This window comes from Streptomyces luomodiensis, from assembly GCF_031679605.1.
In the GTDB taxonomy this organism is placed as follows: domain Bacteria; phylum Actinomycetota; class Actinomycetes; order Streptomycetales; family Streptomycetaceae; genus Streptomyces; species Streptomyces luomodiensis.
In genome coordinates, this window is record NZ_CP117522.1 from 6,718,725 (window position 1) to 6,732,364 (window position 13,640).

7 protein-coding genes and 1 pseudogene are annotated in these 13,640 nt (G+C 72.1%); 1 reads left to right on the plus strand and 7 read right to left on the minus strand.

The annotated features are described in order from the left end of the window. Positions 1-66 precede the first annotated feature (66 nt). The 7 genes from glgB to PS467_RS28425 form a co-directional block, all read right to left on the minus strand. Positions 67-2,259: a 1,4-alpha-glucan branching enzyme gene (gene glgB, locus PS467_RS28395; protein WP_311039985.1), complete on the minus strand. Its 2,193-nt coding sequence runs from the start codon at positions 2,257-2,259 to the stop codon at positions 67-69. 599 nt (positions 2,260-2,858) lie between these two features. Beyond that, positions 2,859-4,376 (minus strand): maltokinase N-terminal cap-like domain-containing protein, encoded by a 1,518-nt coding sequence (locus tag PS467_RS28400; protein ID WP_311037612.1) that lies wholly within the window; start codon positions 4,374-4,376, stop codon positions 2,859-2,861. 424 nt (positions 4,377-4,800) lie between these two features. Then, the gene (gene treS, locus PS467_RS28405; protein ID WP_268974507.1) at positions 4,801-6,537 is read right to left on the minus strand and encodes a maltose alpha-D-glucosyltransferase; all 1,737 of its coding nucleotides are present in this window, start codon (positions 6,535-6,537) and stop codon (positions 4,801-4,803) included. After that, complete coding sequence (locus PS467_RS28410) at positions 6,534-8,528, minus strand: alpha-1,4-glucan--maltose-1-phosphate maltosyltransferase (RefSeq protein ID WP_268974508.1); 1,995 nt, start codon at positions 8,526-8,528, stop codon at positions 6,534-6,536. The genes treS and PS467_RS28410 overlap by 4 nt, the downstream gene beginning before the upstream one ends. Before the next feature lie 288 nt (positions 8,529-8,816). Further along, positions 8,817-10,046, minus strand: a complete 1,230-nt coding sequence (locus PS467_RS28415; protein WP_311037613.1) for a S8 family peptidase — start codon at positions 10,044-10,046, stop codon at positions 8,817-8,819. A gap of 183 nt (positions 10,047-10,229) precedes the next feature. Beyond that, the gene (locus PS467_RS28420; protein WP_311037614.1) at positions 10,230-11,021 is read right to left on the minus strand and encodes a pectate lyase; all 792 of its coding nucleotides are present in this window, start codon (positions 11,019-11,021) and stop codon (positions 10,230-10,232) included. A gap of 30 nt (positions 11,022-11,051) precedes the next feature. Further along, positions 11,052-12,902 (minus strand): rhamnogalacturonan lyase, encoded by a 1,851-nt coding sequence (locus tag PS467_RS28425; RefSeq protein WP_311037615.1) that lies wholly within the window; start codon positions 12,900-12,902, stop codon positions 11,052-11,054. 243 nt (positions 12,903-13,145) lie between these two features. On the opposite strand from PS467_RS28425, the pseudogene PS467_RS28430 reads away from it, so the two are divergent. After that, a pseudogene (locus PS467_RS28430) lies at positions 13,146-13,592 on the plus strand (DUF3417 domain-containing protein); the annotation flags it as partial. Between the last annotated feature and the right edge of the window lie 48 nt (positions 13,593-13,640).

Below are 13,640 nucleotides of genomic sequence, written 5' to 3' on the forward strand. Positions count from 1 at the left end.
GCAATATGCGCAAGGACGGCTCGCGCCCGGCTGCTCGTGCCAGGCTGTTCTTGCCCGGCGCGACGCTCAGGCGGGCCGCAGCCAGATCGTGGCCAGCGGCGGCAGTACCGGCAGTACGGAGGCCGGACGGCCGTGCCACCCCGTGGCCTCGGCCTTCAGCGGTTCGGAGTTGGCGACCCCGCTGCCGCCGTAGCGCCGGTCGTCGGTGTTCAGCACCTCACGCCACATCGGCACCGCATCCGGCACCCCGATGCGGTACTCAGGGCGCACCACCGGGGAGAAGTTGCTGATGGCGAGCAGCGGGGAGCCCTCGGCGTCGAACCGGAGGAAGGCGAAGACGTTGTCCTCGCGGGCGTCGCCCTCCACCCAGGAGAAGCCCTCGGGGCTGGTGTCCCGCTGCCACAGCGCGGGCGTGGCCGCGTACACCCGGTTGAGGTCGCGGACCAGGTCGCGGACGCCCCGGTGGTCGGGTTCGGCGGAGTACGACGGGTCCAGCAGCCACCAGTCGGGCCCATGGGCCTCCGACCACTCGGCGCCCTGGGCGAACTCCTGCCCCATGAACAGCAGTTGCTTGCCCGGATGGGCCCACATGAAGCCGAGGTACGCGCGGTGGTCGGCGCGCCGCTGCCACCAGTCGCCGGGCATCTTCGACACCAGGGACCGCTTGCCGTGCACCACCTCGTCGTGGGAGATCGGCAGCACGTAGTTCTCGCTGTACGCGTACACCATCGAGAAGGTCATCTCGTGGTGGTGGTGCTTGCGGTGCACCGGCTCATGCGCCAGATAGCCCAGCGAGTCGTGCATCCACCCCATGTTCCACTTCAGCCCGAAGCCGAGGCCGCCGAAGCCGCTGGGGCCCGTGTGATGGGTGGCCCGGGTGACCCCGTCCCACGCGGTCGACTCCTCGGCGATGGTGACCACCCCCGGACAGCGGCGGTAGACGGTCGCGTTCATCTCCTGGAGGAAGGCGACCGCGTCCAGGTTCTCCCGGCCGCCGTGCGCGTTGGGCGTCCACTGGCCGGGCTCACGGGAGTAGTCGAGGTAGAGCATGGAGGCGACGGCGTCCACCCGCAGACCGTCGATGTGGAACTCCTCGCACCAGTAGACGGCGTTCGCGACCAGGAAATTGCGCACCTCGGTGCGGCCGTAGTCGAATTCCAGCGTGCCCCAGTCGGGATGCGCCGCCCGCAGCGGGTCGGCGGGCTCGTACAGCGGCCGGCCGTCGAACTCCGCGAGCGCCCACTCGTCCTTGGGGAAGTGCGCGGGCACCCAGTCCACCAGGACCCCGATGCCCGCCTGATGCAACGCGTCGACCAGGAACTTGAAGTCGTCGGGGGTGCCCAGCCGGGCCGTGGGCGCGTAGAAACCGGTGACCTGGTAGCCCCAGGAGCCGCCGAAGGGGTGCTCGGCCACCGGCATCAGCTCGACATGGGTGAAGCCCAGGTCCTTGACGTACGCCGGCAGCTGCTGCGCCAGTTGCCGGTAGGTCAGCCCCGGCCGCCAGGACGGCAGATGCACCTCGTAGACGGAGAACGGCAGCTCATGGACGCGCCCACCTTTTCGCCGCGCCATCCACGCCCCATCGCCCCAGCGGTGGTGCGAGGCGTGGACGACGGAGGCGGTGGCGGGCGGGCACTCGGTGCGCCGCGCCATCGGGTCGGCGCGCAGGGTGTGGCCGCCGTCGGGGCGGGTGATCTCGAACTTGTAGAGCGCGCCCTCGCCGACACCGGGCAGGAACAGCTCCCACACACCGCTGCCGCCCAGCGAGCGCATCGGCAGGGCGGTGCCGTCCCAGTAGCTGAAGTCGCCGGTCAGCCGCACCCCGAGGGCATTGGGCGCCCATACGGTGAAGCGGGTGCCGGACACGCCCTGGTGGGTCATCGGACGCGCGCCCAGCGCCCGCCACAGCTCCTCGTGGCGGCCCTCGCCGATCAGGTGCAGATCGAACGGGCCGAGGGCGGGCAGGAAGCGATACGGGTCGTGCAGCTCCAGCTCGGCCTCCTCGTACGACACGAGCAGCCGGTAGTCCGGGATCTCCCGGAGCGGCAGCACCCCGGAGAACAGCCCGTCCCCCTCGGCCCGCAGCCGGGCGCGCAGCCCGGCGGCGGTGACGGTCACCGACCGGGCGTACGGACGCAAGGTCCGGAAGAGCACACCGCCGCGCACGGGGTGGGCGCCGAGCAGCGCGTGCGGATCGTGGTGCGCGCCGTCCAGCAGCCGCCGCCGCTCCTCGTCCCCGAGCGCGGGCGCGGCCCGCACGCCCCGCTCGGCGTACGCCTCGTCCTCCGGCCGGTCGCCCCCGGCCACCGGCCGCCCGGTGACCCGCGACGGCTCGGCCCCGCCGCCGCGCTCCTCGTGCTGCCCCTCGTCCGCACGCGGCGCGCGGGGCACGGGCGGGGCGCCGTAGGACACCTGCCCCTCGCTGCCGGGGCGGCGGCTGTCGGCGGCTGCCCGCCGCCCCGGCCCGTCGCCGCCGACGAACGCCCCCCGGCCCGGCCCGCCGCCGACGGCCGCCTCCTGCCCGGCCGGCCCCGCCTCCGGGGCCGCCGCGTCGGCGGGGTTCTCGTGGCCCGGCCGGTCCGGGGCCGGGTGTTCGGCCCCGGCCGTCGCTTCCTGCGGATGCGGACGGGTACGGCCGGGGAGGAACGTCGGCGGGACCGCCGGGCCGGTCGGGGCGCCGGGGGCGGCGGGCGGGTGGCCCGGTCCCTTGTCGGACGGGTGCTGGCCGGACGGCGGTCGTGCGGTCACGGGATGGTCCTCCCGGGGGTGTCGGGGGTCGGAGGTCGGAAGCGGGGGTCGGGCGGGGCCGTCAGGCGGCGGCCGGGGTCCGGACCTGGTGCCGCTCGGCGGTCCCGGGCTCAGTCGTGGGCGTTGGCGAGGCGGCGGATGGCGGTCATGGGGACGGGGAGCCAGTCGGGACGGTGCCGCGCCTCGTAGAGCACCTCGTAGACGGCCTTGTCGGTCTCGTGGGCGCGCAGCAGCTCCGGCTCGTCGCGCGGATCGGTGCCGGAGGCGTCGGCGTAGCCCGCGCAGTACGCGGCGCGGGTGCGGCCGGCCCACTCCTGCGGGCGCTCATGGCGTCCGACGGCCGCCGCGTAGTCGAAGGACCGCAGCATGCCCGCGATATCGCGTACCGGCGGCTGCGGACGGCGCCGCTCGGCCAGCGGACGGGACGGCTCGCCCTCGAAGTCGATCAGGGACCACCGGCCGCCTCCTTCACGCCCGCCGCCGTCCCAGGTCAGCAGCGCCTGCCCCAGGTGCAGATCGCCGTGGATGCGCTGGGCCGCCCAGGTGCGGCCCGCGCGCCCCAGCGCGGCCAGGTCCCCGTACGCCCCGTGCAGCGCGGCGCGGTACGGCTGGAGGGCGGGCACCGCGGCGGCGGCCGAGTCCAGCCGCTCGCTCATGGTGGCGGCCAGGTGCTCGATCTGCGGGCGGCGCAGCACAGCGGTGGGCAGTGCGCGGGCCATCGCCAGATGGACCTCGGCGGTGGCGCGTCCCAGCGCGCGGGCGGCGTCGGTGAAGTCGCCCCGGGCGGCCAGGGTGTCCAGCGCGAGCTGCCAGCCGTCCCGGGAGCCGGTCAGGAAGGGTTGCAGCACCCCCAGGGTGAACGGTTCCGGGCGCGGCCCGGCGGTGCCCTCGGCGGGTGGTTCGGCCTCGAACCAGGCGGCGGGCGCGGGCACCCGGGAGCAGCCGGTGCGGGCGAGCGCGAGGGGGAGTTCCAGGTCGGGGTTGGTGCCGGGACTGACCCGGCGGAACAGCTTGAGAACAAACGTATCGCCGTAGACCACCGACGAGTTGGACTGTTCGGCCGTCATCAGCCGGGGCGTGAGCGCGGCGGGGATGGCGCTGGACGGCTCCCGTACGAAGCGCAGCGGGCCGAGCCGGCCGGGCATCCGCAGCCGTTCCAGCAGCAGTGTGGTGAGCCGCGGGTCGGACAGCGCCTCGTAGACCGCCTGCCCGTCCAGCGGCCCGCCACTGGGCCGGCCGACGAGCGCGGGGGCGAGCGGCGGCGGAAGGGTGGGGCGCACTCCGAGCAGGATCTGGTAGCAGTCGCTGGCCGCCGCCCCGCGCCGGTGGCCGCAGCCGAAGCCGTGCCGGTGGCCGGGCGGCTCGGGCTGCTGGGCGCGGATGAGCAGGTGGAGCAGTCCGGGCGTGCTTCCGCTCGTGGCCCACGGCAGCAGCTCGGTGGCGCAGACCAGCGCGAAGCCGGTGACGGGACGGCCCTTGCCCGCGAACCAGCGCTGCCGGGGCAGCCACTCGGCGAGCAGCGGCGCGAGCGAGGCGAGCAGCCCGGACGGGCCCGCGGCCGCGGCCGTGGCCAAGGGTGCGGCGGTCGGCGGGTGCTGTGCCCCCCGGGAGAACGGAGCTTCCGGCATGGCGTCGCGTCCTTTCCCCGGGCACACGACAGATCAGGGCAAAGTGTCCCGGATTGCGGCATTGACTGTGCGACGGTGCGGGACGTGTCGGGCGAGGATCGTCCGTACGGCGAACTCGGAGTACGCGATCGGGTCCGCCGATGGCGGATGTGAGTATCAGAGTGCCCATGACGCACAGTCGAAAACGCCCGTACGCGCCCGAGATGGACGCGTACGGACGGGGCGAGGGGTGCGCCCTGGCCGAAAACCGGCGGGCGCGGGAAGAACTCAGCCGCGTCAGGGGACCCAGTCGCGCGGCAACGGCCCAGCTGTGCCGGAGCAACCCAGAGCAACCCAGCCAGGCCGGAGCAGCAACCCACGCGCGTCAGAGCACGCGTCAGAGCGACCCACGCGCGCCAGAGCAACCCACGCGCGCCGGAAGGACTCAGTCCACCCAGTGCCCCACGGCCTCGTTGCGCCGCAGCCGGAACCAGTAGAAGCCGTGCCCGGCCAGGGTCAGCAGATACGGCAGTTCGCCGATGGCCGGGAAGCGGACCCCGCCGATCAGCTCGACCGGGTGGCGGCCCGCGAAGGACTGGAGGTCCAGCTCGGTGGGCTGGGCGAAGCGCGAGAAGTTGTTCACGCACAGCACCAGGTCGTCCTCGCCGTCCCGGGTGGTCGGGGCCTCGCGGAGGAAGGCGAGGACGGCCGGGTTGGAGGACGGCAGTTCGGTGAAGGAGCCGAGTCCGAAGGCCGGGTTCTGCTTACGGATCTCGATCATCCGGCGGGTCCAGTGCAGCAGCGAGGACGGGCTGCTCATGGCCGCCTCGACATTGGTGACCTGGTAGCCGTAGACCGGGTCCATGATGGTGGGCAGGAACAGCCGTCCCGGATCGCACGAGGAGAAGCCCGCGTTGCGGTCGGGGGTCCACTGCATGGGGGTGCGCACGGCGTCGCGGTCGCCGAGCCAGATGTTGTCGCCCATGCCGATCTCATCGCCGTAGTAGAGGATCGGCGAACCGGGCAGGGACAGCAGCAGCGCGGTGAACAGCTCGATCTGGTTGCGGTCGTTGTCCAGCAGGGGCGCCAGTCGGCGGCGGATGCCGATGTTGGCGCGCATTCTGGGGTCCTTGGCGTACTCCGCGTACATGTAGTCGCGCTCTTCGTCGGTGACCATCTCCAGCGTCAGCTCGTCGTGGTTGCGCAGGAAGATGCCCCACTGACAGCCGGAGGGGATGGCCGGGGTCTTGGCGAGGATCTCGGAGACCGGATAGCGGGACTCGCGCCGCACCGCCATGAAGATGCGCGGCATCACCGGGAAGTGGAAGGCCATATGGCATTCGTCGCCGCCCGCCTCGAAGTCGCCGAAGTAGTCGACGACGTCCTCCGGCCACTGATTGGCCTCGGCCAGGAGCACGGTGTCGGGGTAGTGTGCGTCGATCTCGGCCCGGACGCGCTTGAGCAGCTGGTGGGTGCGCGGGAGGTTCTCGCAGTTGGTGCCCTCCTCGGCGTACAGATACGGGACGGCGTCGAGCCGGAATCCGTCGATGCCGAGGTCCAGCCAGAAGCGCAGGGCGGCCAGTACCTCCTCCTGGACGGCCGGGTTCTCGAAGTTGAGGTCCGGCTGGTGCGAGAAGAAGCGGTGCCAGTAGTACTGCTTGCGTACCGGGTCAAAGGTCCAGTTGGAGGTCTCGGTGTCGACGAAGATGATCCGCGCGTCCTGGTACTGCTTGTCGTCGTCGGCCCATACGTAGTAGTCGCCGTACGGTCCGTCCGGGTCGCTGCGGGACTCCTGGAACCACGGGTGCTGATCACTCGTGTGGTTCATGACGAAGTCGATGATCACGCGCATCCCGCGCTGGTGCGCGGCGTCGACGAACTCCACGAAGTCCGCGAGGTCCCCGAACTCCGGCAGTACGGCGGTGTAGTCCGAGACGTCATAGCCGCCGTCGCGCAGCGGCGAGGCGAAGAACGGCGGCAGCCACAGGCAGTCCACGCCCAGCCACTGAAGATAGTCCAGCTTGGCCGTCAGGCCCTTGAGGTCGCCGACGCCGTCGCCGTTGCTGTCCTGGAAGGAGCGGACCAGGACCTCGTAGAAGACGGCGCGCTTGAACCAGTCGGGGTCACGGTCCTTCGCGGGCGTGTCCTCGAAGGTGTCCGGTACGGGCTCGTTGACGATCATGTTGTGGGTGACCCTCCGATCGGTGAGGACGGTCGCAGGGACAGCACATGTGCCGGAGCCATCCGGCGCCCCGGCTCCAGGCGCACATAGTTGTCCCTGCCCCAGTGATAGGTCTCGCCGGTGAGCTCGTCGCGCACCGGGACGGACTCGTGCCAGTCCAGGCCGAGTTCCGGCATGTTCAACGAGACCGTCGCCTCCTGGGTGTGGTGGGGGTCGAGGTTGACGACGGTGAGCACGCAGGAATCGCCCGTGCGCTTGGAGTAGACGATGACGGAATCGTTGTCGGCGTGGTGGAATCTGAGGTTGCGCAGCCGGCGCAGCGCGGGGTGGCGGCGGCGCACCCGGTTCAGCCGGGTGAGCAGCGGGGTGATCGTTTCGCCCGCGCGCTCGGCCGCCGCCCAGTCGCGCGGCCGCAGCTGGTACTTCTCCGAGTCCAGGTACTCCTCGCTGCCGGCCCGCACCGGGGTGTTCTCGCACAGTTCGTAGCCCGCGTAGACGCCCCAGGTGGGGGAGAGGGTGGCGGCCAGCACGGCCCGCACCTCGAAGGCGGGGCGGCCGCCCTCCTGGAGGTAGGCGTGCAGGATGTCGGGGGTGTTGACGAAGAAGTTGGGCCGCATCCAGGCGGCCGCGTCCCCGGACAGCTCGGTGAGGTAGTCGGTGAGTTCCTGTTTGGTGGTGCGCCAGGTGAAGTAGGTGTACGACTGGTGGAAGCCGATCGCGCCGAGGGTGTTCAGCATCGCCGGGCGGGTGAACGCCTCGGCGAGGAAGAGCACATCGGGGTCGGTGCGGTGGATGTCGCCGAGCACCTTCTCCCAGAAGACCACCGGTTTGGTGTGCGGGTTGTCCACGCGGAAGACCCGCACCCCGTGTGCCATCCAGAAGCGCAGCACCCGCTCGGTCTCCCGGACCAGGCCCCGGAAGTCCCGGTCGAAGGCCACGGGGTAGATGTCCTGGTACTTCTTGGGCGGGTTCTCGGCGTACGCGATGCTGCCGTCGGCGCGCTGGTGGAACCACTCCGGGTGCTGGGCGACCCAGGGGTGGTCCGGGGAGCACTGGAGCGCGAAGTCCAGCGCCACCTCCATGCGCAGTTCGCGGGCGCGCGCCACGAAGTGGTCGAAGTCCTCGATGGTGCCCAGGTCGGGGTGGATGGCGTCGTGGCCGCCGTCGGCCGAGCCGATGGCCCAGGGCGAGCCCACGTCGAAGGGGCCCGCGGAGAGCGCGTTGTTGGGGCCCTTGCGGAAGGCGGTGCCGATGGGGTGGATGGGTGGCAGATAGACGATGTCGAAGCCCGCGGCGGCGATGGCGGGCAGCCGTTCGGCGGCGGTGCGCAGGGTGCCGCTGACCGGCGGCCGCCCTTCGGTGATCCTGGCCCCCTCCGAGCGTGGGAAGAGCTCGTACCAGGAGCCGAACAGCGCTCGTTCCCGGTCCACCTGGAGCGGCATCGGGCGCGAGGAGCTGACCAACTCCCGCAGGGGGTGGCGGTCGAGGGCGGCGGTCACATCGGGGGCGAGGGCGGCGGCGAGCCGGTCGGCCACCGGGCGGCGCTCGTCGCGCAGTCCGTCGACGGCCGCCAGCACCGCCTCCCGGCCGTCGTTCTTGGGCACACCGGAGGCGGCCCGCTCATGCAGCAGCGCCCCTTCCGCCAGGACCAGATCGGTGTCGATCCCGGCCGGGACCTTGATGCGGGCGTGGTGGCGCCAGGTGGCGATCGGATCGCTCCATGCCTCGACCGTGTACGTCCAGCGGCCGGGCGCGCCGGGGGTGACCTCGGCGCCCCAGCGGTCGGTGCCGGGGGCGAGTTCACGCATCGGGGTCCAGGGACCCGAGCGTCCGGACGGATCGCGGAGGACCACATTGGCGTTGACCGCGTCATGGCCCTCCCGGAACACGGTGGCGCTGACCTCGAAGGTCTCGTCCACGACCGCCTTGGCGGGGCGGCGGCCGCAGTCGACCAGCGGGCGGATATCCAGAATGGGAATGCGACCGATCATAGGATCACCTGACGGCGTTGCGGGTTGATGCGCTGGGGCGGCTTTTGTCCTTTGTATCGGTTCTGCCGCCGGGCGATGGGTTGCGGGCATGACAGCTCCTGTCCGCGTTCACTCTGGTGGGCGGATGGGGTCGGCCATGGGGGGCGCGCCTGGAAAGCCTTCCCCTGCGGAACGGGCGGACAACCCGGGTTCCCGTTAACTACCGGTTCGTAACGCCGGGTACACGAAACGGCCCCGTCCGTAGGCGGGGCCGTCCGGGCGGCGCGTATCGGCCCTTCTGGCGCGTAGTCAGTTGGCCACCCGCAGCAGACGGTTCGGCGAGTCCGCGCCCGCGCCGCGCACCCGGCCCTTGCTCGCCATGGCCGTCAGCGCCGCCCCCACCTGGGCCGCGGTGGCACCGCGGTGGCCGGCCAGGTACAGCGCGGCGGCGCCCGCGACATGCGGGGCCGCCATCGAGGTGCCCGACAGCGTCCTGGTCGCCGTATCGCTGGTATGCGACGCCGAGACGATCCGGTCCCCGGGCGCGAACAGGTCAATGCCCGCGCCCCAGTTGGAGAAGGCCGAGCGCCGGTCGGCGCGGTCGGTCGCACCGACCGTGAGCGCCTGCCGCACCCGGCCCGGGGAGAAGGCGGCGGCGGGCCGGTCCTGGTTGCCCGCCGCCACGGTGAAGACCAGACCGGCGGCCGTCCCGGCCCGCACCGCGGCGTCCCACTCGGGCAACGGGGTGGCGGACGCCGCCCCCAGGCTCAGATTGACCACCGCGGGCCGCTCGGCGTGTCGCAGCACCCAGTCCATCCCGGCCAGCACCTGGGCGATGGTGCCCTCGCCCCGGTCGTCCAGCACCCGGACGGCCACGATCGCGGCCCGCTTCGCCACTCCGTACCGGGTGCCCGCCGCCGTGGCGGCCACATGGGTGCCGTGGCCGTTGCCGTCCTCGGCCACCGGATCGTCGTCCACGAAGTCCCAGCCGGAGCGGGCCCGGCCGCCGAAGTCCTCGTGGGAGGCGCGGATCCCGGAGTCGATGACGTAGATCGTGGTCCCGCGTCCGCCGTCGGCGGGCGCGGTGTACGTCCCGTCCAGCGGCCGGTCCGGCTGGTCGATCCGGTCCAGCCCCCACGGCGGGTCCGCCCGGCCCCGGGACGGCGACGGCGGACGCGCCCGGGTCCACCGCGGGGACACCCGCTCGTCCCGGGTCACCGAGGCGATCCGCGGATCGGCCGCCAGCCGGCCGGCCTGTGCCGCGTTCGCCACCACCGCATAGCCGTCCAGCGCCGTGCGGTAGACCCGGCGCACGCGCGCCCCGTACCGCTCCACCAGCGCCCGGCCCGCCGCCGACGCCGCCGCGGGCGCTCCCGCGCCCCGCTTCAGGGCGACGATATAGCCGTGGTCCGGCCCGGCCTGAGTGGACCCGGCCTGCGTGGGCGCGGCCTGCGTGAGCGACAAGGCCACCAGGGCCGCCGCGACGGCGGCGGCCGGCGCCGCCACCCTCCGCCGGGGTCCCGCGGATGCGCATGCCATGGAACGATCCCCTCCCCAACTGAGCGACGGCGCCAGCGTGGCGTGGGACGAAAGATCCCGACAAGGGCGCACCAGGGGGCGTGAAACCAGACGGCCCACCGCCCCGTGGGGACGGGCACGCGCCGTGTCCCGTCCCCACGGGGACCGGACACGGCGCGCGGCCAGCCGGCGATCAGCCGGCGATCACTTGTAGGTGATGTCGGAGGTGCTGTACTTGCAGTAGGTGCCGTCGGGACCGCTGCCGTTCTTCGAGGGCTCGTCGCCGTCGTCGTTCCCGATGTACTTCTGACACGGGACGATCTTCTTGCTGCTGTCCCCGACGATGGTGATGGAGCGCAGCGTCAGCGAGTCGCCGTAGTTGGTGTTGATCCCGCCGATGACCTTGCCCGGCGCGGTGATCTCGGTGTTGCTCACATTGATGGTGCGCTTGTACTGCGTCGAGCAGTTGCCACAGGACCGGACGAAGGTGGAGAAGTCCTGGCCGGCGAAGTTGGAGATGTTGAGCGTGCCGCCGCCGTTGAACTGGAAGATCTTGTCCTCGGCCTTGCGGGCGCCGCCACCGACGACGTTGTACGTCTTGCCGCTGCCGCGGAAGGTGGCGGCGTCCTCGCCGACGTCCTCCCACCACACGTTCTGGAGGGTGCAGCTGCCCTCGCAGTGGACGCCGTCGGCGGCCGGGGCGCCGAGGATGACGTTCTTCAGGGTGGCGCCGTCCTTCAGCTCGAACAGCGGGCCCTGGTCCTCGTCCTGGCCGCCCGAGCCGAGGTCGCCGGTGCCGTAGTAGCGCTTCATACCACCGTCGGTGGTCCCGCTGACGCTGATGGTCGTGCCGACCGCCTGGGTGCCGCTGGCCGAGGGCCAGGTGGCGGCGGAGGCCGTGGGCAGGGTCAGACCGGTGGTGATCGCGCCCGCGGTGAGGGCGACGGCACCGAGGGCGCCGGCCAGCACCCGGTACCTGGTGTGTTGTTCAGCCATGTCGGATCTCCTTCCGGGGGATGTCCGGATTCAGGGGGTGGTGATGGTCGGCCGCGGCGGGGTCGCCATCTTGTCGCCGATGAAGAAGCTGGGGTGCGGGGGCTGGTTGTAGGCGGTGTTCTGCCAGGCCAGCGCCTCGCGGTACTGCCGGTCGTGGAGCAGCGTGGTGATCTTCCGGTCGGTCTGGTACGGCGTGGAGTAGATCCGCAGCGCCTTGTTGTCACTGGTCGGCCAGACCACCTCCTCGCGCCAGTCGCCGAGGATGTCGCCGGAGAGCGACGGGGTGGCCTTGGTGCCGTTGTTGGAGTGCACCCCGGACCCGGTGAGCAGCCGGGTGTCACCGGAGGTGCCGTACTTGTCGATATGCGTGTCGTCCAGCAGCTCGCGCACCGGATCGCCGTCCCACCAGGCCAGGAAGTTGATCGAGGACGGCTTGCGGCCCTTGGCGCCGCCGCCCTCGTCGCGGATCTGGTCGTCCCGCGCGGACCACATCTCGGCGCCGTCGCTGCCCGCCCAGATGTCGTCGGCCACCCCGCGCCCGTTGTCGCCGCCCGACGCGGTCGACCACAGCACCTGGCCGGTGCGGGCGTCGGCGAAGTACGAGCCCGGCTTGGAGGTGTCCTCGTCGACCTTGAAGTACTCCAGGCCCGCCCGGGACGGGTCGAGATCGCCGAGGTGGGCCGCGTCGCCATGGCCGTTCTTGTTGGTCCACAGCCCGGCGCCGTTGTCGTCCACCGCCATCGAGCCGTAGACGATCTCGTCCTTGCCGTCGCCGTCCACATCGCCGGTCGCCAGTGCGTGGTTGCCCTGCCCGTCGTAGCCCTTGCCGGTGTTGGTGGAACTGTTGGTGTCGAACGTCCACTGCCGGGTGAGCTGCCCACCGCTGAACTTCCAGGCGGAGATCACGGTGCGGGTGTAGTAGCCGCGCGCCTCGATCAGCGAGGGGGTGGAGCCGTTGAGATACGCCGTCCCGGCCAGGAAGCGGTCCACGCGGTTGCCGTAGGAGTCGCCCCACGAGGAGACGGTGCCGCGCGGCGGGACGTAGTCCACCGTGCTCATCGCGGCGCCCGTGCGCCCGTTGAACATCGTCAGATATTCGGGCCCGCTGAGCACGTAGCCGCTGGAGTTGCGGTAGTCGGCGGACGCGCTGCCGATGGTCTTCCCGGCCCCGTCGACCGTGCCGTCCGCGGTCTTCATCGCGACCTCGGCCTGACCGTCGCCGTCGTAGTCGTACACCTGGAACTGGGTGTAGTGGGCGCCGGAGCGGATGTTGCGGCCCAGGTCGATCCGCCACAGCCGCTGCCCCTGAAGGGTGTATCCGTCGACGATGGTGTTGCCGGTGACGCCCGACTGGGAGTTGTCCTTGGCGTTGGTCGGCTGCCATTTGAGGACGAAGTCCAGGTCGCCGTCGCCGTCCAGGTCGCCCACCGAGGCGTCGTTGGCCTCGTAGGTGTAGTCCGAACCGCCCGACGGGGGCGAGATCGCCACGTCGTAGTACCCGGGGCGGAACTGGACCGCGCTCGGCGAGGCGGGCTGCTCCACCCCGTTCACGATGGCGCGCACGGTGTAGTCCGCGCTGTTCGGGGCGTCCTGGTGGAGGTAGTTGGTGGTGGTGATGGGGGAGGAGTTGACCTTGACCGAGCCCCGGTAGAGGTTGAACGTCACATCGTCCGCGTCGGTGGCCAGCCAGCGCCAGCTGACCAGGTTGTCATCGCCGGTGTGCACGCTCACCAGCCCCCGGTCCAGCTTCTCCAGCTGGGCCGCGGCCACCGCTTTCGGGCTTGCGGCCCCGGCCGTCCGGCTGCCCGGCTCGACGGCTCCGGAGACGTTCGCCAGGGTGGTGACGGTCAGCGCGGCCGCCGCGCATCCGGCGGCCAGCATCCGGCCGCGGGTCAGCGCCTTCCGGCCGGGAGCCGGCGCTGTCCGGCCGGGTGCTCCGGGCGGATGAGCGGGGGACGGAGTGGGCGAACTGTCCCGAGAGCGCACGAGGTCCTCCAAGGCATGGGGGGAAGGTGTGCCCCCTAGTCGCCCCCTTGGCCGGAAAGGTTGCCGCCTTGGGGGCGACTTCTCGGGAGCGGTGCGAAACAGCCGAAACAGGGACGCCTCGGCCGCTACCGTCGAAGGGTGAAGGCCATTCGTCGATTCAGCGTGCGCCCCGTGCTTCCGGAGCCCCTGCGACCGCTCAACCGGCTGGCGCGCAACCTGCGCTGGTCCTGGCACCCCGAGACCCGCGAGCTGTTCGAGTCCGTGGACCCCGAGGGATGGCGGGAGACGGGCGGCGACCCGGTACGGCTGCTGGGCGCCGTACCCGTCTCCCGGCTGGCGGCCCTCGCCGAGGACCGCGCCTTTCTGCGCCGCCTCACGGCGGCCGCGGACGACCTGCACGACTATCTGACGGCTCCCCGCTGGTACCAGGGGCTGACCGCCGCACACCAGGGGCGGCCCGCCGCGGATTCGCCGTCCGGCGCGGGTTCGCCGTCCGGCGCGGGTTTGCCGTCTGGCGGTGCGGGTTCGTCGTCCGGCGGCGCGGGGTCACCGTCCGACGCGGGTTCGCCGTCCGGCGGTGCGGGGTCACCGCCCGGCGGCGCCGGTTCGCCGTCTGGCGGCGCGGGGTCACCG